This is a genomic window from Bradyrhizobium sp. CIR48, from assembly GCF_014198315.1.
Lineage (GTDB): Bacteria > Pseudomonadota > Alphaproteobacteria > Rhizobiales > Xanthobacteraceae > Bradyrhizobium.
Genome location: NZ_JACIHG010000019.1, coordinates 25,853 through 50,646, shown reverse-complemented (window position 1 = coordinate 50,646; position 24,794 = coordinate 25,853). Strand labels below are relative to the sequence as shown.

The 24,794-nt window shown below is 62.9% G+C and carries 24 protein-coding genes; 15 read left to right on the top strand and 9 right to left on the bottom strand.

Going from position 1 to position 24,794, the window contains the following annotated elements; translation table 11 throughout:
• Positions 1-220 precede the first annotated feature (220 nt).
• The 3 genes from GGD66_RS38850 to GGD66_RS38840 all read left to right on the top strand — a co-directional run bounded on the left by GGD66_RS38850 (position 221) and on the right by GGD66_RS38840 (position 2,749).
• A complete protein-coding gene (locus tag GGD66_RS38850; protein WP_183261943.1) occupies positions 221-790 on the top strand; it encodes a DUF2087 domain-containing protein in 570 nt (189 codons plus the stop codon).
• A 73-nt stretch (positions 791-863) separates the two neighbouring features.
• On the top strand, positions 864-1,448 hold the full coding sequence (locus GGD66_RS38845; RefSeq protein WP_092253837.1) for a HutD family protein: 585 nt from the start codon (positions 864-866) through the stop codon (positions 1,446-1,448).
• A 113-nt stretch (positions 1,449-1,561) separates the two neighbouring features.
• Positions 1,562-2,749 (top strand): adenylate/guanylate cyclase domain-containing protein, encoded by a 1,188-nt coding sequence (locus tag GGD66_RS38840; protein ID WP_092253835.1) that lies wholly within the window; start codon positions 1,562-1,564, stop codon positions 2,747-2,749.
• 39 nt (positions 2,750-2,788) lie between these two features.
• On the opposite strand, the gene GGD66_RS38835 is transcribed toward GGD66_RS38840, so the two are convergent.
• Together GGD66_RS38835 and GGD66_RS38830 are read right to left on the bottom strand one after the other, a co-directional pair.
• The gene (locus GGD66_RS38835; protein WP_183261852.1) at positions 2,789-3,085 is read right to left on the bottom strand and encodes a hypothetical protein; all 297 of its coding nucleotides are present in this window, start codon (positions 3,083-3,085) and stop codon (positions 2,789-2,791) included.
• 156 nt (positions 3,086-3,241) lie between these two features.
• Positions 3,242-3,421, bottom strand: a complete 180-nt coding sequence (locus tag GGD66_RS38830) for a hypothetical protein (protein ID WP_183261851.1) — start codon at positions 3,419-3,421, stop codon at positions 3,242-3,244.
• A gap of 239 nt (positions 3,422-3,660) precedes the next feature.
• Between GGD66_RS38830 and GGD66_RS38825 the strand changes: the two genes are divergently transcribed.
• Complete coding sequence (locus tag GGD66_RS38825) at positions 3,661-4,455, top strand: adenylate/guanylate cyclase domain-containing protein (RefSeq protein WP_018316988.1); 795 nt, start codon at positions 3,661-3,663, stop codon at positions 4,453-4,455.
• A gap of 12 nt (positions 4,456-4,467) precedes the next feature.
• Here GGD66_RS38825 and GGD66_RS38820 read toward each other — a convergent pair whose 3' ends face one another.
• Positions 4,468-4,743, bottom strand: coding sequence for a hypothetical protein (locus GGD66_RS38820; RefSeq protein ID WP_183261849.1), 276 nt, complete (start codon positions 4,741-4,743; stop codon positions 4,468-4,470).
• 434 nt (positions 4,744-5,177) lie between these two features.
• Between GGD66_RS38820 and GGD66_RS38815 the strand changes: the two genes are divergently transcribed.
• Complete coding sequence (locus GGD66_RS38815) at positions 5,178-5,390, top strand: hypothetical protein (RefSeq protein ID WP_018316991.1); 213 nt, start codon at positions 5,178-5,180, stop codon at positions 5,388-5,390.
• Positions 5,391-5,525: 135 nt separating this feature from the next.
• On the opposite strand, the gene GGD66_RS38810 is transcribed toward GGD66_RS38815, so the two are convergent.
• The 3 genes from GGD66_RS38810 to GGD66_RS38800 all read right to left on the bottom strand — a co-directional run bounded on the left by GGD66_RS38810 (position 5,526) and on the right by GGD66_RS38800 (position 7,448).
• Positions 5,526-5,894 carry a rhodanese-like domain-containing protein gene (locus GGD66_RS38810; RefSeq protein ID WP_183237083.1) on the bottom strand — a complete coding sequence of 123 codons (369 nt, stop codon included), beginning with the start codon at positions 5,892-5,894 and terminating at the stop codon, positions 5,526-5,528.
• A 95-nt stretch (positions 5,895-5,989) separates the two neighbouring features.
• Positions 5,990-6,841: an alpha/beta fold hydrolase gene (locus tag GGD66_RS38805; protein ID WP_183261847.1), complete on the bottom strand. Its 852-nt coding sequence runs from the start codon at positions 6,839-6,841 to the stop codon at positions 5,990-5,992.
• A 31-nt stretch (positions 6,842-6,872) separates the two neighbouring features.
• Positions 6,873-7,448: a TetR/AcrR family transcriptional regulator gene (locus GGD66_RS38800; protein ID WP_092254012.1), complete on the bottom strand. Its 576-nt coding sequence runs from the start codon at positions 7,446-7,448 to the stop codon at positions 6,873-6,875.
• 191 nt (positions 7,449-7,639) lie between these two features.
• On the opposite strand from GGD66_RS38800, the gene GGD66_RS38795 reads away from it, so the two are divergent.
• Both GGD66_RS38795 and GGD66_RS38790 read left to right on the top strand, forming a co-directional pair.
• A complete protein-coding gene (locus GGD66_RS38795; protein ID WP_183261845.1) occupies positions 7,640-8,746 on the top strand; it encodes an efflux RND transporter periplasmic adaptor subunit in 1,107 nt (368 codons plus the stop codon).
• Positions 8,743-11,853 (top strand): efflux RND transporter permease subunit, encoded by a 3,111-nt coding sequence (locus GGD66_RS38790; protein WP_183261843.1) that lies wholly within the window; start codon positions 8,743-8,745, stop codon positions 11,851-11,853. The genes GGD66_RS38795 and GGD66_RS38790 overlap by 4 nt, the downstream gene beginning before the upstream one ends.
• A gap of 215 nt (positions 11,854-12,068) precedes the next feature.
• Here GGD66_RS38790 and GGD66_RS38785 read toward each other — a convergent pair whose 3' ends face one another.
• Positions 12,069-13,007 (bottom strand): LysR family transcriptional regulator, encoded by a 939-nt coding sequence (locus tag GGD66_RS38785; protein WP_018316996.1) that lies wholly within the window; start codon positions 13,005-13,007, stop codon positions 12,069-12,071.
• 212 nt (positions 13,008-13,219) lie between these two features.
• Between GGD66_RS38785 and GGD66_RS38780 the strand changes: the two genes are divergently transcribed.
• The 6 genes from GGD66_RS38780 to GGD66_RS38755 all read left to right on the top strand — a co-directional run bounded on the left by GGD66_RS38780 (position 13,220) and on the right by GGD66_RS38755 (position 19,106).
• On the top strand, positions 13,220-14,299 hold the full coding sequence (locus GGD66_RS38780; protein WP_183261841.1) for an ABC transporter ATP-binding protein: 1,080 nt from the start codon (positions 13,220-13,222) through the stop codon (positions 14,297-14,299).
• A gap of 33 nt (positions 14,300-14,332) precedes the next feature.
• Positions 14,333-15,049: an HAD family hydrolase gene (locus GGD66_RS38775; RefSeq protein ID WP_183237079.1), complete on the top strand. Its 717-nt coding sequence runs from the start codon at positions 14,333-14,335 to the stop codon at positions 15,047-15,049.
• Between the two features lie 16 nt (positions 15,050-15,065).
• Complete coding sequence (locus GGD66_RS38770; RefSeq protein ID WP_246789177.1) at positions 15,066-16,373, top strand: FAD-binding oxidoreductase; 1,308 nt, start codon at positions 15,066-15,068, stop codon at positions 16,371-16,373.
• A 22-nt stretch (positions 16,374-16,395) separates the two neighbouring features.
• Entirely contained in the window at positions 16,396-17,442 is a 1,047-nt protein-coding gene (locus GGD66_RS38765; protein ID WP_183261837.1) for an ABC transporter substrate-binding protein, read from the top strand.
• 69 nt (positions 17,443-17,511) lie between these two features.
• A complete protein-coding gene (locus tag GGD66_RS38760; RefSeq protein WP_049814808.1) occupies positions 17,512-18,324 on the top strand; it encodes an ABC transporter permease in 813 nt (270 codons plus the stop codon).
• Positions 18,321-19,106, top strand: a complete 786-nt coding sequence (locus GGD66_RS38755) for an ABC transporter permease (protein ID WP_018317002.1) — start codon at positions 18,321-18,323, stop codon at positions 19,104-19,106. The genes GGD66_RS38760 and GGD66_RS38755 overlap by 4 nt, the downstream gene beginning before the upstream one ends.
• 1,191 nt (positions 19,107-20,297) lie before the next feature.
• Here the strand turns inward: GGD66_RS38755 and GGD66_RS38750 are convergent.
• Together GGD66_RS38750 and GGD66_RS38745 are read right to left on the bottom strand one after the other, a co-directional pair.
• Positions 20,298-21,164 (bottom strand): LOG family protein, encoded by an 867-nt coding sequence (locus GGD66_RS38750; protein WP_183261835.1) that lies wholly within the window; start codon positions 21,162-21,164, stop codon positions 20,298-20,300.
• Between the two features lie 75 nt (positions 21,165-21,239).
• Positions 21,240-21,407, bottom strand: a complete 168-nt coding sequence (locus tag GGD66_RS38745) for a hypothetical protein (protein WP_183261833.1) — start codon at positions 21,405-21,407, stop codon at positions 21,240-21,242.
• Positions 21,408-21,538: 131 nt separating this feature from the next.
• Here GGD66_RS38745 and GGD66_RS38740 point away from each other — a divergent pair, with 131 nt between their 5' ends.
• Together GGD66_RS38740 and GGD66_RS38735 are read left to right on the top strand one after the other, a co-directional pair.
• Complete coding sequence (locus tag GGD66_RS38740; RefSeq protein WP_183261832.1) at positions 21,539-23,269, top strand: phospholipase D-like domain-containing protein; 1,731 nt, start codon at positions 21,539-21,541, stop codon at positions 23,267-23,269.
• Between the two features lie 163 nt (positions 23,270-23,432).
• Positions 23,433-24,743 carry an endonuclease/exonuclease/phosphatase family protein gene (locus tag GGD66_RS38735; RefSeq protein ID WP_183261830.1) on the top strand — a complete coding sequence of 437 codons (1,311 nt, stop codon included), beginning with the start codon at positions 23,433-23,435 and terminating at the stop codon, positions 24,741-24,743.
• Positions 24,744-24,794 lie beyond the last annotated feature (51 nt).

Below are 24,794 nucleotides of genomic sequence, written 5' to 3'. Positions count from 1 at the left end.
GCGTTCTAATCGCGTTTGTCCGCGCATCTCGCATCAGGCTCTTGAGCCTACCGGGCGTCTATAGTAGGAACTACGCGGGTCTGCAGTTCACCCAGGCGTCACCGTCCCGCGAGGGAAGCTAAACCTGCAAGGCTCAATCGCACCGACACCAACCTCGTGCCGCGTCGTAAGCCGGTGACCTCCGACAATCCTACCCGGATCGGCGCATCGAGGATTGGTCATGACCAGAACTCCCATTGCCTTTGTCGCGGGCGACATCTCCGCGCTCGCGAAATCCGTACGTGCCCAGCTGCTGCAACGGACGTCGCCGCCCGGTCACGTCGAGCTGCTCAACATTCTTGCGCGTGCGACGGGACACAGGAACTATCAGCATTTCCGCGCGCGTGCGGTCGGCACTGCCGTGGATGACCGCGGCACGCCCGCACCACAAGTCGATGCGGTCGATCTGAAGCGCGTGCAACGCGCGGCGCGCCATTTCGACGACCACGGCAGGCTGTTGCGCTGGCCGGCCCGCCACAGCCTGCAGCAGCTGAGTCTCTGGGTGCTGTGGGCCGGCTTTCCGCCGCGGAGCAGTCTGGCCGAGGCGGAAGTGAAGACGCTGCTGAACCGTCAGCACGCTTTCGCCGATGATGCCTTGCCTCGCCGCGCGCTGTGCGATCACGGCATGGTCTCACGAACGGCCGACGGGCGCGCGTATCGCCGGATCGAGCGTCGGCCGCCGACGGAGGCGGCAGCGCTTTTGCGTCATCTCAAGGCCAGCGCACCTGGGCGAGCGGAAGCCGCAACATGACCGCAATTTCGGACGCATTGCCGCCCGCCGGGCGAACGCGCTTCCCTGCATCGCCATCGCATCGAGGACCGCCATGAAGGCAACACTGCTCAGATCTGAAGACTACACCCGCTCGCCCTGGAAGAACGGCGGCGGCATCTTCACCGATATCGCGGATGAACATCGCGCTGACGCAGCGGTGAAGGATTGGAGCAGCATGCTCTGGCGTTTTGCGAGCACGCCGATCGTGGCGCCCGGTCCCTTCTCCCATATGCCGGGCATCGACCGCTTGCAGATGGTGGTCGGTGGGCGCGGGCTGGTGCTCAAGGCTCCGGGCCAGGAATTCGACGAGCGTGAACCTTTTACGACCGTGCGCTTCACCGGCGAGCTCGAGATCGTGACGGAGCTTCACGCCGGGCCGGTCGAGGTCGTCAACCTGATGGCGCGGCGCGGCGTCGCGGAGATCGAGCTTGAAGCGCTCAGGGAAGCCGGCGATCGACCGTTGCATGCCGGCACGCATCTGGTTTACGCACCGCACGGCGATTGCCGCATCCGCCTCGATGGTGAGGATTTTGCCATCCCCGGCAACGGCACGCTCAGGATCGAAATGACCGAGACATCGAGGCTCGCGCTCGTTTCGGGTCTGGTGGTGCTGGGGTCGATCCGGATCGTCGGCTAAGGGGCGATAGCCCCGACCGGCCGATGCGTACAATCCATGCAACTGGCTAGGTTGACGCGGCGGAGCCGGGGCACGATATCTGCCCTGATGCAGACCGCCGTGAAGGGCAGGACATGACCGCGCAAGACAACCACGCCACGCAGGCCGACGGTGTCGTCGACTGGCTGACCAACGGCACGCGCGACGAACGCTTCATCGACAATATCTTCGCCGACATGTGCATCCGTCTGCAGCAGGCGGGCATTCCGCTGAAGCGGTCGACGCTGCATGTCCTGATCCACCATCCGCAATGGCTTGGCGCCCGGTTCATGTGGTCCGACGGCATGCGCGAGGCGGAGATCGCGCGGGTGGATTATGACGTCCGCGAGCGGTCCGAATTCATTGGCAGTCCCGCCAACGAAATGCAGGACGGCGCCAGCGAGGTGCGCGAGAATCTCGAGCGCGATCCCTCGCTCGGCCGCAAGCACGCCCTCTACGACGAGATGCGCGAAAAGGGCCTGACCGACTATGTGGCCTGGCCGCTCTACCACACGCTCGGCAAGCGGCATCTCATCACCTTCGCGACCGACCGTCCCGGCGGCTTCGAGGATTCGCATATTGCCGCGCTCAAGAAGCTGCTGCCGGTGCTGGCGCTGGTCAGCGAGATCCGCATCAAGAACCGGTTGGCGCGCACGCTGCTGGAGACCTATGTCGGCTCCCATGCCGGCCAGTTGATCCTCGCCGGCGCCACCAGGCGCGGCAGCGGCACGACCGTGCGCGCCGCGATCATGATCTGCGACCTCAGGGATTTCACCAAGATCTCCGACAATTGGCCGCGCGACGACGTCATCGATCTGCTCAACGATTATTTCGACGCGATGTCCGAGCCGATCGCGCGGCACGGCGGCGAGATCCTGAAATTCATCGGCGACGGCCTGCTCGCCATCTTCCCGCTTCATGAGCCCGATGCCTGCGCGAACCTGCTCCACGCCGTGACCGAAGCCCGTCAGGCGATGACGGCGCTGAACGAGCGGAACAACGCGACCAGCCGCGCGCCGCTGAACTACGGCATCGGCGTCCATGTCGGCGATGTCATGTACGGCAATATCGGCTCAACAAGCCGGCTCGACTTCACCGTGATTGGCCCCGCCGTCAACATGGCCTCCCGCCTCGAAGCCCTCACCAAGCAGCTCGGTCGAACGGTGCTGCTGTCACGCGACTTTGCGGAGCTGGTGGAGGAGAAGTTCGAGCTCGAGCACGTCGGCAAGCACGAGGTCCGCGGCTTCAGCGATCCGATCGAGCTGTTCGCGTATCACGGGTAGGGCGACTGCCTCACCCAGGACGAATTGCCAGCGGCGCATCTATTTGCGGTTCGCTCCGGAGGAGCCCGAGTTCGGCATCGCCTGCTGGCCGCCCTGGGTTTGCCTTGGGTCGTTGTCCCCCGGCCGCGTCGTTGTCGATTTGGCCGGTGCGCTGGCGCCGCCGCTATTGTTGTCCGATGAGGTGTTGAGGCCCGAAGCTCCTGCTCCGGTGGTGCCGCCCGTCCCGGTCGAATTGATGCTCGACCCGGTCCTGGAGGTACCCGCGCCGCCTTGGGCGTACGCGGAGGGAGGCGATGCGAGAGCCGCAACGAGCCCTGCGAGAACAAGCACTTTCATGTCCGCTCCTCTTGCTTCGGTCAAGCAGCCCCGGCTCTCGGTCCAGGGGCGGAGGTCGAGCCGAGGCCGCCATTCGCCGGAATTGTCGGACCCCGGTGCAGGCCAATGCTCAGGGCCGCGCGGTCGTTCCAATCTGGGACGGCACGCCCATCACGCCTACGCGGACCAACGATCCTGCTCTTCCTGGTGCGCGTGCTCGTTCAGACGTTCGGCGATCTGGTCCGCAATCTTGTCCGACTCCGCCGAGGCGACGGGCTCGCCCTTGCGTGTGCTGAGTTTGTCCTTGTCGGCCTCGATCGGGAAGTCGTCAGGCTTCAGTCCATCATCCTTGCCCATGGCGCGCCTCACTGCATCTCATGTCGGAAGAACACGTCTGGAGGCTGATCGTTGCTTGGACAAGAGAAACTTCCGACCGACGAATGGACGGGCGGCTCGCGTTTGGGCGTTGTAAGCACGATCCCGGTGTCAGGCGCCGCCGGCAGCCCTGGCAAGCCCCTATTGCCGATGCAGGATTGTACGAATAGGCTTCCGCCCCGAAGACGCCCAAACGGTCTTTCAATTTCGGCCGCACGTTCATGCCCAAATTCCTTCGCATCGGAGTCCTGCAGTCCAACGTATCCGGCTACACGTCGAAGGCGTGGTGCGTTCGGCGCGTCGGCTCGGCGGTGTTCCTGAAGTGGGGTGCCGTGGAGGTGCAGGGCGCCGGCGATGGGCGAAGGGTCTACTGGACGCGACTGCCGCAGGAGAAGACAGTTCGCTGCGGCACGACGCAGCGCGCCCAGGACTACGCCAAAGCGGCTATCGCCCGGCGCCGCAGCCACCGCTACGAACCGCTGGCCGGGCCGATCGCGCTCCGGCCCCGATCCGGCGAGCGGAGCGCGGAGCTCAAGCAGGCACTCGCCACCATCCTGATCGTCGATATCGTCCGCTCCACCGAAAAGGCGGCAAAGCTAGGCGATGCCCGGTGGACCAAGGTCATGGGCCACTATTACGCGGCCGTGCGCAAGGAGCTGAAGAGTACGCGTGGCAAGGAAGTGGTGACGACCGGCGACGGCGTGCTGGCGACATTCAAGGCGCCGGCTTCCGGCGTCCGTTGCGCGACTGCGATCCAAAAGGCCGTGCGCACGCTGGGCCTCGACATCAGGGTCGGGCTGCATGCGGGCGAGTACAGTGTGAGCGGAGGCGAGATGGTCGGTCTCGCGTTTCACATCGGCACGCGCGTCGCCGCCAAAGCGCGCGCCGGCGAAGTCCTGGTCTCGAGCGCAGTCAAGGACCTGATGGCGCAGTCGGAGATCCGGTTCCGCGATCACGGCGTGCATCAGCTCAAGGGCGTGCCGGAGCGGTGGCGGCTGTTTCGGGTGGAGGATTGAGGGGATTGCGGTCTATCCGTTCGAATCGGTCCGGTCGCATCTCGGGCATCGCCCGTCCGCGGCGGCGGCGAGTTGGTGGCCGATCTCTTCCCTGAGAGCGTCCGCCTCGAAGGCCGTGCCGTCGCTCCTGAGGATTCGCTTGGCGCGTTCGTAGGCATGGCTCTCGGCGGCGTCGTCGCCGACGCGGACGATCACCTCATCGTGGAAAGGGCAGATCGTGGTCGCACGAGTGGTTTCGAGCGCGTAGCGCACCACTGCGGTCAGATCGTCGATGTTGGCGGATATCATGGCTGCTCTCCTGATCGTGGCGGTCCCGATGGTGGCCCGTTTCCGGCGGAGGTCGTACCGTACGGCCGTGTTGGTCGGGTCAGGCGACAAGGACGACGTCAATCAGCGTCGGCTTCCTTGAAGCGCCGATTGCGTGTTCTGTTCAGGGCTGCGCCATCTCAACCCGCGGTTCTTGCCCTGGTTCCATCGAAGCCGCTCGTCCGGAGCCGGCTCCCTGGTCGCGGTCGGTTGGTGCCCGTCTTGCGAAGCGGTGCCCGGAGTGCCTAGGAGTCCGGGCTCCGCTTCGTTCGGCACCGGAGCAGGAGCGCGCCCGATGTCATGCAGAGCATAGGCGTGGGCAGACCGTTCGCCTTGACCCATCTCAAACACTGGGAAGGCCCCTAAGGAATCATCCGCAATTTCGCCGGCCGCGTTTCGGGCGCACCAATAAGGACATGCAGCGCCAGATCCTCTTCAGGTGCCCGCGCACCGGCATGAACGTCCAGCATCGGATCGATGACGCGCGGCCCGAGAGTTTCGAGCCGGCGGACAGCTATGTGTCCGTGAGGTGCCCGGCCTGCATGTCGCTGCACTTCGTCAACAGCACCACCGGCAAGCTGCTCGGTGAGCGAAGCGCGCAGCCTGTCTCCATGCCGCGTTCCGCCTGATCGGTCCCCGTCGATCGTGCTGCGACGTGGCGGGCGGGCAACCGTCAATGGATCGCGGCGTACGTGGGCGGGCGCCGAGCGCCGGTGATGACGTTCGGCGGCAATCAAGTCCGGCAAATGGCCGGTCCGCGCGTTCTATTTCTCCACCGCCCCCGACCAGTCCTTGAAGCCGCCGACGTTATAGACATTCTCGTAGCCCATATCCTTCAGCACCTTGCCCGCCAGCGCCGACCTGCCGCCGGACGCGCAGTAGAGAATGACGGACTTGCTCTTGTCGAACGCCTTGTCGTGATAGGGCGACTCCGGGTCCGCGCGAAACTCCAGCATCCCGCGCGAGACGTGCACGGCCCCCGCGATCTTGCCGCTGGCCGCAACCTCCGGCGCATCGCGAACGTCGACGACCAGCGTGTTGCCGTTCTTGATCATGTCAGTGGCCTGTTCCGACGTGATCTTGGGCACCGCCGCGTTGGCGGCTTCGAGCATTTGCTTGACGCTGGTTGGCATGTTTTGTCTCCGTTGGTGGCCTCGCGGGGAGGATAGCACATTGGCCGCGCTTCGCCTCCTTCTGTTGGAGGAGCGTGCTCTGCTTGATCATGCGCTCATTCTGCGCCCAATATCGCCCGGGCCAGCTCCGACGGGTTCTCGACAGCCGAGAAGTGGCCTGTATTCCTCAGCGTCACCATCTGCGCGTTGGGAATGAGAGACCGTGTGCGCTCGCGCTCGTCGGGCCGGGACCAATCGCTGTCGCCATAGATGAGCGTCACCGGCGCCGAGATCTGCCAATAATAGTCGCGGGCCTGGCTCCAGGATCGCCATCCGGCCAACACCTTGCGTGCGGCCCGCTTGTATCCCGGGCGGTGGGCCACCTTGTCGAACTCGGCGAGCAGATCGGCCGGCAGCTTGCGCGGGTCGTGATATCCGCCGCCCATGATCTTGCCGAGAACGATCTTGTTTTCGAGTGACGCGTTGATCGCGCCGAGCACCGGCACTTGCAGGCTTCCGATGATGAAGTTCGCGAGCCAGTTGCCACGTCGAAGTCCGTCGCCATAGCGGGTCTCGTAATCGTAAGGATTGATTGCAAAGACCCGCTTCACCCTCTGCGGAAGTGACGCCGCCACCGTGAGAGCCAATGCGCCCCCGATCGACTCGCCGACGAGCGTGACATCCGAGAGGTCTAGCTCCTCGAGGAAACGTATCAGCGCCTGCCTGAAATAGGGTTCGTTGAAGCTTGCGTCCGGATCGATCGGCGAGTGTCCGTGGCCGGGCAGATCGATGGCGTATACCGTGTGCGATCCTGCGAGCAGAGGCGCAAGACCGCGGAAATACTCGAGCTGCGTCCGGATCGTATGGAGGAGGAGCAGCGGAGGCCCGCTGCCGGTCTTGTGAAAACGCACACTGAGCCTCTCCGATAATTTGAGCAAGCTCGGCCCGGCTTCGCTCACGTCAAGCATCGGTCTCTCCATGTTTCGAGGGGGCCGTCGTTCAAGCGGCGGCGGCTTCACGGACCAGCGCGGCTGCGGCATCGAGAAGGGCCCGTGCGAGGTCCGTATCGTTGACCGCGCGCGCCAGCGTCACGGCGCCGACCATCGTCGCGAGAATGGCCATGGCCTTGTCTCTCGACCCCTTGCCTTCCTTGGCGATGAAGCGGCCGAGCACGTCGAGATGGGCCTTGATGCCCGCTTCGAACTCGGCCTTGACGTCGGGGCCCTGCCGGGCGGCATCCGAGCCGAGGGCCACGATCGGACAGCCTTCCATTCTCTCTTCGCGATGATCTGCGCTGAGATAGAATCCGATCACTGCGCTGAGCGGATCGTCAGGATTGCGTGCGGCCGCGTCCGACCATCGGGTGGAAGCGCTCTCCAACGCTCGCTTGGAGGCCTCGACCGCCAAGTCCTCCTTGGACGCGAACTGCTTGTAGAAGGCGCCCTGGGTGAGCCCGGCCCCTTCCATCAGATCCTTGAGCCCAATGCCGTCAAAGCCGCGCTCCCTGAAGAGGCGACTTGCCACATTGATCACGGTTTGGCGGTTCTCCGCGGCTTGAACGCGACTGACGCGCATCATGCTCCTCCATTTGGATTTCAGTCGAAATCTATGCCCAATATAGATTTCGAACGACATCTATCAAGTTGCCCTCGGACGCGCCCTGGCTTCCTGAGATCACGTTTCCGTCAGGACGCAAATTTAGATTTCGATCGAGCTCTAAGTCAATATAGAGTTCGAACGAAATCTAAATCCCAGAGGAGACCGTTATGAAAAGGGGTGTTGCCGTGTTGGCCGGTATTATGATCCCGGCGGGGGTGGCCACGTTCGTCAGTCTTGGCATTGTCGCCCCCAACGCCTCTGCCGTGAGCGACCCGAGACAGGAGCCGCCGATGGTCAGCCTGGCGACGGCCACGCGGGTGAGCGGATCCGACCGCGGGTTCACGGGCACTATCGGCGCGCGGGTGGAGAGCAATCTCGGCTTTCGCGTAGCCGGCAAGATCGTCGAGCGGCTGGTGAATGTCGGTGAGCAGGTCAAGGCCGGGCAGCCGCTGATGCGGATCGACGAGACCGACCTCCGCCTTGCGCTCGCGGCAAAGCGCAACGCTGTCGCCGCAGCGCGCGCAGTCGTCGTGCAGACGGATGCGGATGAGCGTCGATACACCAACCTGGTCAACGACGGATGGACGTCCAAGCAGCGCTACGAGCAGGCGAAGGCCGCCTCGGACACAGCCAAGGCGCAACTCGCCGCGGCCGAAGCCGAGGCCGGGGTCGCGGAAAATCAGGCGACCTATTCCATCCTGGTGGCAGATGCGGACGGCACGGTCACCCAAACACTTGGCGAACCCGGCCAGGTGGTCTCGGCCGGCCAGACCGTCGTTCGGCTCGCGCAGTCCGGGCCTCGCGAAGCCGTGGTGGCGCTTCCCGAAACGATCCGGCCGGCGATCGGCTCGCTCGCCGAGGCCAGCCTGTATGGCAGCGATGGACGCCATTACGCGGCGCATCTGCGCCAATTGTCGAACTCTGCTGACGCGCAGACCCGGACCTACGAGGCCCGCTACGTGCTCGGCGGCGAGGCGGCAGCAGCACCACTCGGCGCGACAGTCACCATTCGGCTCGCAAGCCAGGACAGTCAGTCGGAAGTCCAGGTGCCGCTGGGCGCCGTGCTCGATGATGGCAGGACCACCGGCGTCTGGGTGTTCGACAGCGCCAGCTCGACCGTACACTTTCGCCCCATCAAGCTTCTGCGCGTGACCAGCGAAGCGGCAATCATCTCTGGATCGAGCTCCAGTGATCCGATTGTGTCCCTCGGCGCTCACCTCCTGCACGAGGGCGCCCGCGTCAGGACCGTCACCGACGGCGGGAGCAAATCATGAGCTTCAATCTCTCCGCGGTCGCCGTTCGCGAGCGGGCCGTGAGCCTGTTCTTCATCATGCTGCTGGCGGCCGCAGGCGCCTACGCCTTCTTCATGCTCGGACGGGCCGAGGACCCGTCCTTCACCATCAAGACGCTCACGGTTACCACGGTATGGCCCGGTGCGACGGCACGCGAGATGCAGGACCAGGTCGCCGAACCCCTGGAGAAGCGGATTCAGGAGCTGACCTGGTACGACCGGGTCGAGACGACCACGCGGCCGGGTTATGCCTACATGACGGTGACGCTGAAGGACAGCACGCCGCCATCGAGCGTGCAGGAAGAGTTTTATCAGGCGCGCAAGAAACTCGGGGATGAAGCGCGCAAGCTACCGGCCGGCGTGCTCGGCCCCTTCGTCAACGACGAATATTCGGACGTGAGCTTCGCACTCTATGCCCTCAAGGCGAAGGGCATGCCGATGCGTGAGCTCGCCAGGAAGGCGGAGGTGATCCGCCAGGACCTGCTGCACGTACCCGGCGTCAAGAAGATCAATATCTTCGGCGAACGTCCCGAGCAGATCTTCGTGGAGTTTTCCTATCCCAAGTTGGCAACGCTCGGCGTGTCGGCACAGGATATCGTTGCCGCCCTGCAGCGGCAGAATACGGTGACCCCGGCAGGTTCGATCGACACAAGCGGGCCACAGGTCTTCATCCGGGTCGACGGCGGTTATGACAGCGTGCAGGCGATCGCCGACACGCCGATCGTTGCTGCGGGACGAACCTTGAAGCTGTCGGACATCGCCGAGGTCCGTCGCGGCTACGAGGATCCTCCCACCTACATCATCCGGCACCAGGGTGAGCCCACGATCATGCTCGCGGCGGTGATGCAGGAGGGCTGGAACGGTCTGGCGCTCGGCAAGGCGTTGGAAGAGAGGTCCGCAGCCATGGCGCGGACACTGCCGCTCGGGATGACGCTCGACAAGGTGACCGACCAGGCCGTGAACATCACCACCGCGGTCGACGAGTTCATGATCAAATTCGCAATGGCGCTCGCGGTGGTGCTGCTGGTCAGCCTGCTCAGCCTCGGCTGGCGCGTGGGAATTGTCGTGGCCGCCGCAGTCCCGCTGACACTGGCCGTCGTGTTCCTCATCATGCTGGAAACGGGCCGGTTCTTCGACCGCATCACGCTCGGCGCCCTCATCCTCGCGCTTGGCCTCCTCGTGGACGACGCCATCATCGCCATCGAGGTGATGGTGGTGAAGATGGAAGAGGGCATGGACCGCCTCAGTGCGGCGGCCTACGCATGGAGCCACACCGCGGCGCCGATGCTCTCGGGCACGCTGGTGACGATCGCGGGATTCCTGCCGGTGGGTTTCGCGCGCTCGACGGCCGGCGAATATGCCGGCAACATCTTCTGGGTCGTCGGGTTCGCTCTCATCGTCTCCTGGATCGTTGCGGTGATCTTCACGCCTTACCTTGGCGTCAAGATGCTGCCCGCGATCAAGCCCATCGAGGGCGGTCACCACGCGATCTACGACACGCCGAACTACCGGCGTTTGCGGCGGCTCATCACCTTCGCCGTGCGCCACAAGTTTCTGACCTGCAGCCTCGTCGTGATCGCTTTCTCGCTGTCCGGCCTCGGCATGGGCGCGGTCAAGCAGCAGTTTTTCCCGACGTCGGATCGCCCCGAGGTTCTCGTCGAGGTTCGCCTGCCGGAGGGCACCAGCATCGAGACGACGACCGCCGCGGTCGAGAAGCTCGAAGGCTGGCTGCATGATCAGCCCGAGGCGAAGATCGTCACCAGCTATGTCGGTCAGGGCGCGCCCCGCTTCTTCTTTGCGATGGCGCCGGAGCTCCCCGATCCGGCCTTTGCCAAGATCGTCGTGCTGACGCCTGACGCCGAGGCGCGCGAGGCCTTGAAGCACCGGCTCCGGGAGGCCGTGTCACACGGTCTTGCCCGGGAAGCGCGCGTGCGCGTCACCCAGCTCGTCTTCGGACCCTACACGCCGTTCCCGGTGGAGTTTCGGGTGATGGGCCCCGATCCCGTGAAATTATACGCGCTCTCTGAAAAGGCCGTCGAGGTCATGCGTGGCGTTCCCGACGTGCGACAAGCCAATCGCGATTGGGGCAATCGCACACCCGTGCTCCGCTTCATTCCAGATCAGGATCGGCTGAACCTCATCGGCCTCTCGCCGGCGGAAGTCGGGCGGCAGCTCCAGTTCCTCCTGACCGGCATCGCCGTCACGCAGGTCCGCGAGGACATTCGCAATGTCCCGATCGTGGCGCGCAGCGCCGGCGGCGAGCGGCTGGATCCGGCGCGGCTGGCCGACTTTTCACTGACGAGCCGGGACGGCCGTCTGATCCCGCTCGACCAGATCGGCCATTCGGAAGTCCAGCTCGAAGAGCCGATCCTGAAGCGCCGCGATCGCACGCCCGTCATCACGATTCGTTCGGACATCAATGAGGCGACCCAGCCTCCCGAGGTCTCCAAGGACATCGTGAAAGCGCTTCAGCCGCTGATCGCATCGCTTCCGGCCGGCTATCGCATCGAGACCGGCGGCTCGATCGAGGAGGCGACGAAGGCCAATGACGCGCTCGCGACCATCTTTCCCGCCATGATCGCCGCAACGCTGATCGTCATCATGCTTCAGGTCAGATCATTCTCGATGATGGCCCTCGTCATGCTGACCGCACCGCTTGGTCTCGTCGGCGTCGTGCCTGCGTTGCTGATCTTCAACCAGCCCTTCGGATTCAACGCGATCCTGGGACTGATCGGACTGGCCGGGATCCTGATGCGCAATACCCTGATCCTGACCGAACAGATCAAGGAGAACCGCGCGGCGGGCCTCGACGACTACCACGCCGTCATCGAAGCCACGGTGCAACGCACGAGGCCCGTGATCCTGACCGCACTTGCCGCCGTGCTGGCGTTCATCCCCCTCACACACTCCGTCTTCTGGGGATCGATGGCCTATACCTTGATCGGCGGCACGGCAGTTGGCACGGTGTTGATCCTGCTCTTCCTTCCTGCGCTTTATGCCGCGTGGTTCCGGATCAAGCCGACTGCGGATGAGAGCCATGAGAGCGCGACGGACAAACCCGAGGTGCGAACGGCAATGGCTGCGGAGTAGGGCGATCTGATCAGCTCGCGAGGAGCCTGGCGTCTTCCGATCGCAGCAAGAGAGCTTCGATCCGAACGGTGTCTCGAACGCTCAAGCGGCGTAACGCGGCGCCCGCCTTCGCCCTCAGGGCTTCGGCGCGGCAGCCCCGCGGAACACAGTGACCGTCTCAAGTAGATCTCTACGGCACGTCTAGATTTTGCAAGTTGGGGCGTCCTGCCTTCGGTTCAGTAGCACGCAGCCATCAATCCAAGTGGTGGGTACTGCCGATCGATTGCCACTAGCTCATCCCGCATCTGTACGATGATCCAATCCCGGATCTCAGCAGCGATCGGGCGCATCGGCCGGTTGCGCGGCGGCAGGAATTCGCAGACGCGGCGCGTGGTGGTCAGACGGTCGGAGGCCGGCACAAGCGCGCCGGTGAGCAGCCAGTGCGAGGCGACCGTCAACCATCCGAGCGCGATGCCCTGGCCGAGCAGGGCGGCCTGCACCACGACGGCATAATCGGTGAAGCTCAGCGCCTTGGCCGCGCCGCGGCGTCCGGTGAGGAGCGATGCGTAATCCGCGGCCCAGTCGCCCGGCGTCTCGGCGAGGCGGATGATGGTGTTGCTCTCGGTGGGATCGGTTTCCCCGAGATAGGTTGGGCTGCACATCGGCAGCATGACTTCCTTCATCACGAGCGTGCCGCCCGACGACGGCTCGTCGCGATCGCGAAAGCGCATGCCAAGATCGACATTCTCCACGGGGCCGCGCAACGCGCCGGAGATGAGTTGGAAGCGCAGATCGACCTCGGGAAACTGCTTCTGCAGCTTGTCGATGCGCGGCATCAGCCAGTGCGTGGTGAAGGCGGAGGACACCGACAGCGTCACCGTCTCGGTGCCCTTGCGGCGGCGCTCGATCTCGACGAGTCCGGTCTCGATGCTGCGAAAGCCTTCGAGCACGCGGCGATACAGAAGCTCGCCTTCCTCGGTGAGCACCGCGCGGCCCGCCTTGCGATCGAACAGGCGGACGCCGAGATGCTCCTCGAACTGGCCGAGCATGCGGCTCACCGCGGGTTGCGTGACGTTCAATTCAGCGGCTGCGGCCGTGAAGCTGCCGTTGCGCGCCGCTGCGTCAAAGACGAAGAGGGCGTTGCTGGAGGGCAGCATCCGGCGTAGCTCGGGCATAACGTCATGTTATGAGCGCGGTGAGAATTTGGCAATTGCCGAGTTTTGCCAAGTCTGTTGTCATTGGCATGAAAGCCTAAAGACAGGGCTTACGGGAGAAGGGATGGTGCGGTGCACGCTTCGAGCGTGAGTGCGTCAACTCCCCTGTCTATAAAGCAGGCTTATGGCGTGCAGTGAGGCACGCCATTGCAGGGACGAGGCGAGGTCGATCGTTGGACAAACGAGCGGAAAGCGTCGAGGTCAGATCCGCGAGCAAGGCCTATGGCCCGGTTCGCGCCCTCGATGACGTCTCCCTCAATGTCGGCGCCGGCGAGTTCGTCTCGCTGCTCGGTCCCTCCGGTTCCGGCAAGACCACGCTGCTCGGCATTTTGGGCGGCTTCATCATCCCGACGTCGGGCGCAATTCTCTTCGGTGGTCGCGACGTCACCTGGATGCCGCCGCACAAGCGCGATATCGGCGTGGTCTTCCAGAACTACGCGCTGTTCCCGCATATGAGCGTCGGCGAGAACGTCGCCTTCCCCTTACGTGCACGGCGTCTGCCGAAGGTGATCTGGCCCGACAAGGTGCGCGCGGCGTTGTCGATGGTCGGCCTTGCCGGCTACGAGGAGCGCGGCATCGCGCAGCTCTCCGGCGGCCAGCGCCAGCGCGTCGCGCTCGCGCGCGCGATGATCTTCGAGCCGCGGCTGATCCTGATGGACGAGCCGCTCTCGGCGCTGGACAAGCAGCTGCGCGAGACCATGCAGATCGAGCTGCGCGCGCTGCACAAGCGCATCGGTGCCACCATCATCTACGTCACCCACGACCAGCGCGAGGCGCTGACCATGAGCGACCGCGTCGCGGTGATGAAGGACGGCCGCCTGATCCAGATCGACGCCCCCGAACGGCTGCACGATCATCCCGCCGACTCCTTCGTCGCAAGCTTCATCGGCGAGGCCACGATGCTGCCGGTGCGCCGCGTCGACGCCTCCAGCGTCGCGCTCGGCAACGCGCTGCTGCGCAGCGCCCGCGCCATTCCCACAGGCGATGCGCTGATGCTGGCCGTGCACAGCGAAAAACTGCTGATCGACGATGGTGCGCAGGATGCCGCCTGCAACCGGCTCACGGCTACGGTCACCGACATCGTTTATCAGGGCGAGAGCCTGCGCATCTTCCTGGCGCTTGCCGACGGCGTCGCGCTCAGCCTGCGACAGCCGAGCTATCACCAGGCCTACAGCCGCATTCCGCCACTCGGCGGCAGCCTCACCGTCACCCTTCACCCCGAGGACACCATCATCGTGCCCCGGGTGGACTGAACCCTAGCCTGTCTAACCTGAGAGAAACACGACATGTCGATCCAAGCCGCGTTCAGCAACTTCAAGGTCCTCACCTTCGACGTCGTCGGCACCTTGATCGATTTCGAAACCGGCGTGATCAACGCAGTGCGCAAGATCTCGGGCAAAACGCCGGCCGAGCTCAGCGACGATCAGATTTTCGAGCCCTACAAGCGCGGCCGCGACATGCACTACGAGCGCTCGAGCGAGGCGATGTTCCACGTCTATCGCCATCTCGCCAAGGAGCTCGGTCTGCCGTCTGACGACGCGTCGTGCGATGTCTTCCAGCTCTCGGTGCTGCGCTGGGGACCATTCGTGGACTCAGTCGAAGCACTGAAGCGGTTGCGCACGAAATTCCGGCTGGTGGCGATGACCAATGCGGACCGCGTCGCGCTCTCGTGTTACGCGCATGCGCTCGGCAATCCCTTCGACGACACCGTCTGCGCCGACGACACCGGGGTGGCAAAGCCCAATCCGGAGTTCTTCGCTTACAACAAGGGGCGTCAGTCCGCCTTCGGCTACAAGCAGTCCGACATTCTGCATGTCGCGCAGAGCCAGTACCACGACATCGGCATCGCGCGGAAGCTGGGCTACAAGGTGTGCTGGATCGAGCGCCGCCAGGGCATTGCCGGTTTTGGCGGCACGCCCGCGGTGGAGACGCTAACCAAGCCGGACTTCCATTATCCGACCTTGAAGGCACTGGCCGACGCAGCGATCGGGCCGGCGGCATAAATCCATGAGCGCGGGCATGACACGGGACTGGAGCGCGCAGCCATCGGTCAACTCGCTGTGGGAAGCCACGGCGGAGCCGGCGCGCGATTGTCCCGTGCTGTCGGGCGAGCATCAGGCCGATGTGGTGATCATCGGCGCGGGCTATACCGGGCTCTCCGCCGCGCACCATATCGCCAAGAGCGGGCTCGCACCGATCGTGCTCGAGGCCAACCGGCCCGGCTGGGGCGCGAGCGGGCGCAACGGTGGCGTGATCACCGCAAAGTTTCGCCTGTCGTTCCGTGAGATCGACGCCGTGCACGGCCGCGCGATGGCAAAGCGCATGTACGAGATCGCTCATGAATCGACCGACATGGTCGAGGAGCTGGTGTCCGAATTCGGTATCACCAGCGCAAACCTGACGCGCACCGGCCAGGTCAAGGCTGCCCACAACGAGACGACGCTCAAGGCGGCGATCGACGAAGCCAACTGGATGACGCGCGAGATGGGCTCCGCCGAGGTCCGCATCCTCGACAGAAGCGGCGTGCGCGAGGAGACCGGCTCCGACATTTTCGTCGGTGGCGTGCTCAATCCCGGCTCGGGCGGGATCCATCCGCTGAACTATCTGCGCGGCCTCGCCGATGGCGTGGCGCGCCGCGGTGTTCCGATCTTCCAGGAATCTCCGGTCGTCAAGCTGCGGCGCGAGAACGGCGGCATCGTCGCCGAGACGCCGCAAGGCGCGGTGCGCGCGAAACAGGCGATCATCGCGACCAACAGCTATTCGGATTTGACCGGCGCGACCGCGCATCTGCAGCGCACGCTGATCCCGTTCCGCAGCGCCATGGTGGCGACCGAGCAGCTGCCGCGCAATCTCGCTGGAAAGCTGATGCCGACGGGACGGACCTACACCGAGACCAAGCGCATGATGCGCTGGTTCCGCATGGTCGACAATCGCGTGATCTTCGGCGGGCGCGGCGCATTCGGCAAGCAGGACTCCCAGGCCGCGTTCGACGCGCTGCGCAAGGCGATGGTCGGCATCTTCCCTGATCTGGCCGAGGTCCCGCTCGCATACAAATGGTCGGGCCTCGTCGCGATGACGCTGGATTCGGTGCCGCATATCGGCCGGCTCGACGACCGCACGCTGGTCTCGCTGGGCTACAACGGAGCAGGTGTGGCGATGTCGAGCCTGATGGGCCGCTATCTCGCCGCCTTCGTGCGCGGCGAGAGCCCCGACGTCGCCCTGCTCGATGTCAGTCGCATGAAGACCATTCCGTTCTATCCGCTGCGCGAGCCCGCCGTGCGCATGGTCGCCGGCTGGTACCAGTTTCTGGATGCGATCGGTCAGTGAGAAGTCTTTGGAGGAGGCGAGGATGACGATGAAGCAGAAGTTTGGACTGGGCTGCGCGCTGCTGGGCGCAATCGGATTGACCAATGCGGCCGATGCCGCCGAGCAGATCACCTTCGTCTCGCAGGGCGGCGCCTACCAGCAGGCGCAGACGGTGGCGATCCTGGATCCCTCCGCCAAGAAGCTCGGCATCACCATCAACCAGGATTCCATTCCCGACGCCTGGCCCGCGATCAAGACCCAGGTCGGCAGCGGCAAGCCGATCTGGGACGTCGTCGACACGCCGACCGGCAATTGCCTGCGCGGCGGCGAGCAGGGGCTGATGGAGAAGCTCGACTTCTCGAAGATCCCGAACGGCGCGGCGATGCCGGAGGCGTATCGCAGTCCCTATTCGGTCTCCTATGAGTTCTATTCCAGCGTGCTGGCCTACAGCCAGAAGACCTTCCCGAAGGACGCGCCGAGTAGCTGGGCCGATTTCTGGGACGTCAAGAAATTTCCCGGCCGCCGCGCGCTGCGCAACCACCCGTTCGCAACGCTCGAGGCCGCGCTGATGGCCGACGGTGTTGCGCCCGACAAGCTCTATCCGCTCGATGTCGACCGCGCCTTCAAGAAGCTGGAGGAGATTAAGCCGCACATCACGGTGTGGTGGACCTCGGGTGCGCAGTCGGCGCAGCTGCTCAACGACGGCGAGGTCGACATGGAGATGGCCTGGAACGGCCGTGTCAGCGCGGTCGCCAAGGAAGGCGCCAAAGTCTCCTTCACCTACAATCAGGGCATTTTGCAGAGCACCTCGCTCTGCATCCTCAAGAGCGCGCCGAATCTCGCCACGGCGGTGAAATTTCTCAACGAGGCTGTCGATCCCGTACACCAGGCCAACCTGCCACTCCACATCGACTACGGCCCGGGCAATCCAAAGGCTTTCGAAACAAATGTGATCAAGCCCGAGCGTGCCGCGCAATTGCCGAGCGAGCCGGCGAATGCAGCGAAGCAGGCGCTGATGTCCTACGCTTGGTGGTCCTCGCCCGCCGGCGAGGCGGCCGAGAAGCGTTGGGCTTCGTTCATGCAGAAGTAAGACGAGGCGGCGTTGACGATATCAGAGCCAGATCGATCGCAAAGGCATCAGCGCCGCGAGCACGGCCTGATGCTGGCGCTGGTGTCGCCGGCGCTGCTGGTGATTCTGGCGCTGATCGTGCTGCCGGTCGGCTGGCTCGCCTGGCAGTCGATCTATCATGACGGCTTCACACTGGAGAATTATCGCCGCGTCTTTACCGAGGACATCTACTGGCGCAGCTTCGCACTGACCTTCGAGATCAGCCTCGCGGTCACATTGATCGCGCTGCTGCTCGGCTATCCCGTGGCTTATCTTGCCAACGCGTTGCCGAAAGGCTGGAGTATCCTCATCCTGTCGCTGGTGGTGCTGCCGTTCTGGACCAGCGTGCTGGTGCGCGCCTATGCCTGGCTGGCGCTGCTGCAGCGCACCGGCGTGATCAACCAGTTCCTGCGCTATCTCGACGCCATCTCCGAGCCGCTCGCGCTGGTCCACAACACCTTCGGCACGGTGGTCGCGACCGTGCATATCCTGCTGCCCTTCATGGTGCTGCCGCTTTATGCCGCCATGCAGAAGATTCCGAACGACCTGATGCAGGCCGGCGCCAGTTTGGGCGCGAGCCCGTCGCTGACCTTCTTCAGGGTCTTCCTGCCGCTGTCGTTTCCGGGCGTGCTCGCCGGCTGCACCATGGTGTTCGTGCTCTGCCTCGGCTTCTACATCACGCCGGAGCTGCTCGGCGGCGGCCGCACCGTGATGGTGTCGATGCTGGTGAGCCGCAATGTCGAACTCTACAACCAGTTCGGCGCGGCGAGCGCCGTCGCGGTGGTGCTGCTTCTCAGCGTGCTCGCAATCTTCTTTGTCGTCAGCCGCTTCATCTCGCTCGATCGTGTGCTGGGGCAGAAATGACGCGCATCTCGCCCGCACGTATTGCCCTTTACGTGATCAGCGCGCTGGTGCTGGTCTATCTGATCCTGCCCGTGCTGATCATCGCGCCGATCTCGTTTTCCAGCGCACGCTTCCTGACTTTCCCGCCGCCGTCGTTCTCTACGCGCTGGTACCAGCAGTATTTTTCGAATCCGGCCTGGATGCAGGCGACGCGGGTGACGCTGACGGTCGGGTTGCTGACCGTGGTGATCGCAACCCCGTTGGGGGTAGCCGCCGCCTATGCCATCAGCCATTCAAAACTGCGGATCATGCGCGTGATCCACATTGCGCTGCTGCTGCCGCTGGTTGTGCCGATCATCATCACCGCGGTCGGCATCTTCTTTTTCTACGCCAAGGTCGGCCTGGTCGCGACCATGCCCGGCCTCGTGCTGGCGAATGTGATGCTGGGGTTGCCCTATGTCGTCATCTCGGTGCTGGCGGGCCTGCAGAGCTTCGATCCTGCGCAGGAGATGGTGGCGCGGAGCCTCGGCATGAACCGCCTGCGCAGCTTCTTTGCGGTGACGCTGCCGCAGATCAAGTCCAGCGTGGTCGCCGGCGGCATCTTCGCCTTCATCTCGGCGATGGACGAGACCATCGTCGCGCTGTTCATCTCCGGCGGGCAATATCAGCCGCTGACCAAGCGCATGTTCACCGCGCTCCGCGACGAGATCGATCCGACCATTGCCGCGATCTCGACACTGATGACGGCGGCTTCCTTCGTGCTGGTGCTGCTCGCAACTGGGCGACGCCGTAGGAATGCCTGACGTATCGCGAATATGGCATCAGAGCTAACGCATGGCGAAATGCCCGAGGCCAACGACTTCAGCAGCCTGTTGCTGGAGTAGGAATTACACCATCCGCAAATTTGCGGCTGCGGGGCATCGGTATCGAGGGACGTCCAGGTGCCGTACGTCCTGGCCGGCTTGCCGAGTCCAAAAGGATTGGACATCGCCAATCTGCACGTTCCGCTTGCAGGTTCGCAACCACACGATCGCGAGGAAACCATTGATCCCGCTGGTGGGCCCGGCAGGACTCGAACCTGCAACCAGACCGTTATGAGCGGCGGGACAACGATTGGCTTCGTTGATTTTTCTGACTTTTTGTTTGAATCTGATCTCGTTTGTTGCGCTCCGGCTGGATCGTTTCTGGTGCGAAACTGGTGCGGTAGCGCCTGCTCGCGCAAACGAGCCGGCCCTGACATCCGTAAGCTCTCCATCGCAGGACTCTCCTCGCGATGATCATCAAGCGGATCGAATTTACCCTCTCAAGGCTGAAACAGGGGTTCGATTCCCCTAGGGAGCGCCAGTGATGTCAATGGCTTAGATCCATTTTACAAAAATCGTCGAATATCCGTCGAATAAGCATTGGCGAACGTGGGCGAACGGGCGTCGCTGGTTAATCGGCTCAGCCGCTGCCTATCCTTGCGGTCTTCCACCGTCGAAAGACCGTTGCTTCCGAGGCGCTGGCCAACCGATCCGCCGCAGTCAGTCGCGCCCGAATGCATTCTTTGCGATCCGAACGGCGACGTGATTCACGATCATGTGCCAATCGCCAGGTGTGTAAATCGAGAATTGCAGCGCAAGCGTCAGCTTTCTTCGGCCGAGCAACCGAGGTCGGCCCAGAGGCAAGATGCGATTATCTCGCTGTCAGGCTAAGCAATCCGAGCGCTCGATTCGCGATGGCAAAAGTCGACGGCAACATCAGAAGCTCCTTGATGTTGTTGCGTCGTGTGATTGACGTTGCCGTGTTATGCGCGCTTGCGCCGCTTACTGAACGTGGGATCGCGATTGGGCATCCTCGAAAAGGCACAGCTTAGCGAAGCCGCTTTTTAGCTGGCCTCATAGACCGTGTGAAAATCCGTTAGAGCAGCCTGCCTCGGCCGCTCCTGGACTTGTTTCTTTTCACAACGGCAGAACCGGACCGCGTCCGGCTACCAAGAAGAGTGGGACGCGAGCCTACCTGCGGTTCATCCTGAGCGTCCCGATTTTCAAGGGCTCGGCTGCGAGCGCAAAGGTCAGGTTGCGCTGGGACGTCGTTTCATGTCCGCGCAGGACCTTGACGATCGACGCGTGATCGGTGGTGAAGAGCAGTTTTTCATCCAGGCAAGCGTCCACGTCGCCCTTCGGCCGTTTTTCCGATACGAGACCGAAGGACAGGATCGGGCGGATTGTTGGGTGAACATTGATCCCTGGCTTCGTCGCCTGCGTTTCGCTAAGGACAGGGTCTGTCTCCCAATACTTGTCACCATCGAAGAAAATCATCGGCGTCACTTCGTCGAGGGTCTTGGCGTAGTAGTTGCGCTCCACATCCTGATAGATCTCCCGCATCGTCCCGCCGCCGCCGGGGCCGTAAATGATGCCCGCTCGCGAATTGTTGACGAGCGCTTCCTCTCGCAAGCTGTTCTGGAAATATTTCGCGTAGTGCGTTGCGAACGGCATCGTTGGCTCCGCGCCATAGAGCCACGTCGGGATCGCCAAACTAACCGGCAGGATTGACGGCGCCTTAGCGCGGACCTCAAGGGCCGTCTTCAACCAGTTGCGCGCTTCATCGATCGCCCCGAGCTTCTCCTTTTTGATCGTCCAATCATCTTTAAAAAGATCGTCGAGGAAGGGGGCTTTCGGCGCGGCGCTTATAAGCCCAATTGCTTCGTCGAGCGGTCCAACACTGTCGAACGAAGAAAACGCCACCCCGAGATGCGCGGCCTCCATCACGCCCGGCCCGCCGCCCGTGACAAGCAGAAAATGCTCCCGGGCGAGATCGCGCGCGAGATGGGCGATGGCTGCATAAGCCTTGTGATTGCGCGGAAGGCTGTGGCCACCCATGACTCCCACGAGCGGCCGTTGAACCGTCTTGAGAAAGACCCGCAGCGCATCGGCGATCGCAGCGTCATGCGCGGCCTACGCCGCGCGGATGGCGAGCGACGCCGGCAAGGGGCCCCCATCGCTGGCGAACTCGCGATAGATCGCGAAGTCTCGCGACAGCGTGAAGCCCATCGGATCCCACGGGTTAAAGCCTCCCAACAAATCTTCGGCGGTGTAGAGCTGGTGGGGCACGGTGGCAGGCATCGCAATGCTCCAGAGAAAAATGACAAGAATATAAAGGCGGAAAGCGTCTGGACGGGCGTTATACACCTCCTGCACGTATTGCGCGAGCGGTCTATTCGTGCATGATATCCCGCCGAGCGGGGGAAGCGGTCATGGTCACTCCAGTGACAGTCAAAGCCTATGCCAGTCCAGGCTGCGTGCTTTTGACGTTCGATTGGGAGGACGGCGCAGACCACCCGGATTTCCTGGGCTTCGCCATCGAGCGCAACCCGGGTTACGGGCGCGACGGAAAACCGCAGTTCTTGTTCAACAAGCTCGATTTTGTGCCGCTTGCGGATGACGCCCGCTCGAAGGGAAGCGACCGCGCGCCGATCCAGAAGTTCAACTGGTGGGACGGCGGCATCAATACCGACGACCAGGGAAAGACCTTCGAATACACTGTCATTCCGGTCTTGGGCACGGGCCCAAACGACCTGAAATTACAAAAGGGAGCTGCCGGCAAGCGAAAGGTCGCCGTGCCAAAACCGCTCCAGGGACAGATCGCCACCTATTTCAACCGGGCCGTCGTGAGCGCCCAGAGCTTTGCCAAACAAAAGGACAAGCCGCTCGAGAAGCAAATGGATTGGCTCGCCAACGGCCTTCAAAATGCGATCCCGGACATCCTTGAGGAGAGCGACGCGTTCGAATGCGCCATCTACCATCTGACGGACAACCGATGGGTCATCCCCGCTTTTACCAGCTTCGAGGGGCGCGGCTCGATTGTCTATTTCGACAAAGCGGACGATTCCAAATCCCGCACCGCTGCCCATCTGATCGCGGACGAACGCCACAACATCTCGATCCACAAGCGCGATGCCATCTCAAAGCTGATGCACGACAAGTTTATTGTTTTTTATAAGAAGAAACATGAGCAGGCCGTGCTGATGGGCTCGACAAACTTCACGCCCGAAGCCCAGACGGTGCAGGCGAATCTTCTGCACATCATCCATTCGCGCGAACTCGCCGCGCTCTATGCGGAGCGCGCCAATCTCCTCGCCAAAAACATCGGCAAGAAGGATATGGAGGCGCCTGCCTGGAGCGATGTGACAGACGTTGAAGATACCAAGATCCGCGTTTTCTTTCTGCCGGAACCCGGCACCCAGCGTGAATTTTTGGACACGGTCACGGAGGCTGTAAGCAAGGCCAAATCGTCGGTGTTGTTCTGTATGTTCACAGCGTCCGACAAGGCCCTCATGGAAGCCATCTTTGCGAAGGGAGATTCACCGAAGCATCTGATCTACGGGTTGTTGAACAGTATTGATGATCCCGACAAGCCGACCAAAAAGGGCGAAAAGCGGGAGCTTCCGGAGATCGCCAGCACGATCTTCCACCGCTCGCAGACGAATCCGGACACGCTTCCCTATTCAGCTTTCGGCGCCAATGCGCCGCGTGGATTCTTGCCCGAATTGAGGACGATCGACACAACGCGCTACGACGCGTCGGTCACCAAGAGCAAGGCCAAGGCCGCAAAGAAGAAATCGAGCGTTCCGCCGATCCATGTGCACCACAAGTTTATTGTAATCGACGGCGACACCGCGGCGCCGACCATCTACACCGGCTCCCCCAATTTCAGCAAAGCCTCAGAGAATTCCAACGACGAGAACGTCTTGGAGATAAAGGGCAATGCCGCGCTCGCTCAGGCCTATGTCGCGGAATTCATGCGCCTCTACAACCACTATCGGGCGCGCGCCATTTGGAACAAGACCCATGAGAAGAAGGGAGCGAAGCCGAAGCCGGGCTCTGAGGCCGACCCGCTTGTGCTCAAGCAAACGCGCGATGAGTGGGTAAAGGACGCCTATAAAAAAGGGACGAAAGCATCGCTCGCCAGAGAGCGTGGTCTATAGGCCGAACGCCGAAAGGGCGGCACGACCGGCTTGCTTTTTTCTTTGCGCGTAACTTTTTGATTGACGTTGAACGTATGCTGTTAGCAACCGATTAAAACTAAGCGATTGCAACCTTGGCCCAGACTGCACCATCACCGGCCCTTCTCGCCTTTCCAAACGCGATATGGCGATCGCCGTCGTGGCTGGCTTATCCATTGGTCAACGTCAGGAGCGTCTCATGAGAATTCGCCGAATGATCCTGCTAGCCGCTCTCATCCTGCTCGAAACAACGCAGGGCGTGCAGGCGCGCGACATCAAGATCGCAACGTGGAATCTCGGCTGGCATCTGAGTCAGGCTGAAGCAAAGGATTGGATCCGTGATTGCGGCCAGCCTTTCGCACTAAATCCCGCCAGCGGCTTGTTCGAACCATCAACAACTGGGGCAACAAAGCCAGGCTGGGAACTCAAATGGGGTCGTAACGCAAAGATCAAATGGGACATTGCCGCAAAGCCCCCATGCGACGTCTATCAGGCCAACTTCAAGATCGTCCCGGTGACCGAAGCGGCCTATCAGAAGCGCTCTCAGCAGCTCCAAGATTTCATTGGCAGGAACCTCGATCCGGACATCATGACGTTTCAGGAGGTGAGCGGTGCCACCGCCGTGCGCGAAGTTCTGCCAAACAACGGTGCTGATTACGAGATCTGCTCGTTTGACAATTTCAAGGTCCAGCGGCTCGCCATTGCCTGGAAAAAGAGTCTCGGTACGGGCTCCGACTGTGCCGTCGCTGCGACCTTATCCCTGCCGGATCTCGCTGCGACGGATCAGGTACGTCCCGGGTTATCGCTGACGCTTCAGATCGACGGCAGACCGCTGCGGGTCATGACCGTGCATCTCAAGTCGTCCTGTGTTAGTCCGCTCGAAGACCGAGGCAAGCTTGATGGTGGCGGCGATGCTTGTCCGATCCTCCAGCGACAGGTTCGTCCGCTCGAGGATTGGCTAGAAACAAGCTCCTCTGGCATGCCGGTCATCCTGATGGGGGATTTCAACCGCAATCTCTCGCACGAGAAAACTTCTATCGCGAAATCAGCCATCCGTTCCGACGGAAGCGACCCAGCGACGTCCCTGCCAACCGGCGTTCTCGTTCGCAGCTTATACGGCGAGGTCAATGATGGTGCCCCGGCTTCCAGCGCCCTCGCGCACCTGGAACCTGAATGCCCAGTCAATGCTGTCGCTAAGCAGCTCTGCGAGCGCTCTAAGCGGGAGCTGTTCGATCAGGATGCGCAGAAGCCGCTAACGCGCGCAGATAGCCTTGGCTGCCGAAATCCAATCGGGTTGGATCAAATGCTCGCAAGCGCCAGCCTTTCAGTGCCAAATCCCGTCACCAAGGTTGCCATCGGTCGCTTCGGAGGGACGCGGCCGGCCGGGCAAGGCCATCCCGATCCGTTGCTGGCCATCTCGGATCATTGTCCGTCAACGGCAACCCTGAGCTTCTAGCGTGGCAGTGACCGGAAAACTTCCGACGCCCGTCTCTTCGACCATCTCACC

Coding starts and splice junctions, on each gene's coding strand:
- GGD66_RS38850 (WP_183261943.1), top strand. CDS start 221: ATGACCAGAACTCCCATTGCCTTTGTCGCGGGCGACATCTCCGCGCTC.
- GGD66_RS38845 (WP_092253837.1), top strand. CDS start 864: ATGAAGGCAACACTGCTCAGATCTGAAGACTACACCCGCTCGCCCTGG.
- GGD66_RS38840 (WP_092253835.1), top strand. CDS start 1,562: ATGACCGCGCAAGACAACCACGCCACGCAGGCCGACGGTGTCGTCGAC.
- GGD66_RS38835 (WP_183261852.1), bottom strand. CDS start 3,085: ATGAAAGTGCTTGTTCTCGCAGGGCTCGTTGCGGCTCTCGCATCGCCT.
- GGD66_RS38830 (WP_183261851.1), bottom strand. CDS start 3,421: ATGGGCAAGGATGATGGACTGAAGCCTGACGACTTCCCGATCGAGGCC.
- GGD66_RS38825 (WP_018316988.1), top strand. CDS start 3,661: ATGCCCAAATTCCTTCGCATCGGAGTCCTGCAGTCCAACGTATCCGGC.
- GGD66_RS38820 (WP_183261849.1), bottom strand. CDS start 4,743: ATGATATCCGCCAACATCGACGATCTGACCGCAGTGGTGCGCTACGCG.
- GGD66_RS38815 (WP_018316991.1), top strand. CDS start 5,178: ATGCAGCGCCAGATCCTCTTCAGGTGCCCGCGCACCGGCATGAACGTC.
- GGD66_RS38810 (WP_183237083.1), bottom strand. CDS start 5,894: ATGCCAACCAGCGTCAAGCAAATGCTCGAAGCCGCCAACGCGGCGGTG.
- GGD66_RS38805 (WP_183261847.1), bottom strand. CDS start 6,841: ATGCTTGACGTGAGCGAAGCCGGGCCGAGCTTGCTCAAATTATCGGAG.
- GGD66_RS38800 (WP_092254012.1), bottom strand. CDS start 7,448: ATGCGCGTCAGTCGCGTTCAAGCCGCGGAGAACCGCCAAACCGTGATC.
- GGD66_RS38795 (WP_183261845.1), top strand. CDS start 7,640: ATGAAAAGGGGTGTTGCCGTGTTGGCCGGTATTATGATCCCGGCGGGG.
- GGD66_RS38790 (WP_183261843.1), top strand. CDS start 8,743: ATGAGCTTCAATCTCTCCGCGGTCGCCGTTCGCGAGCGGGCCGTGAGC.
- GGD66_RS38785 (WP_018316996.1), bottom strand. CDS start 13,007: ATGCCCGAGCTACGCCGGATGCTGCCCTCCAGCAACGCCCTCTTCGTC.
- GGD66_RS38775 (WP_183237079.1), top strand. CDS start 14,333: ATGTCGATCCAAGCCGCGTTCAGCAACTTCAAGGTCCTCACCTTCGAC.
- GGD66_RS38770 (WP_246789177.1), top strand. CDS start 15,066: ATGACACGGGACTGGAGCGCGCAGCCATCGGTCAACTCGCTGTGGGAA.
- GGD66_RS38765 (WP_183261837.1), top strand. CDS start 16,396: ATGACGATGAAGCAGAAGTTTGGACTGGGCTGCGCGCTGCTGGGCGCA.
- GGD66_RS38760 (WP_049814808.1), top strand. CDS start 17,512: ATGCTGGCGCTGGTGTCGCCGGCGCTGCTGGTGATTCTGGCGCTGATC.
- GGD66_RS38755 (WP_018317002.1), top strand. CDS start 18,321: ATGACGCGCATCTCGCCCGCACGTATTGCCCTTTACGTGATCAGCGCG.
- GGD66_RS38750 (WP_183261835.1), bottom strand. CDS start 21,164: ATGGGTGGCCACAGCCTTCCGCGCAATCACAAGGCTTATGCAGCCATC.
- GGD66_RS38745 (WP_183261833.1), bottom strand. CDS start 21,407: ATGCCTGCCACCGTGCCCCACCAGCTCTACACCGCCGAAGATTTGTTG.
- GGD66_RS38740 (WP_183261832.1), top strand. CDS start 21,539: ATGGTCACTCCAGTGACAGTCAAAGCCTATGCCAGTCCAGGCTGCGTG.
- GGD66_RS38735 (WP_183261830.1), top strand. CDS start 23,433: ATGGCGATCGCCGTCGTGGCTGGCTTATCCATTGGTCAACGTCAGGAG.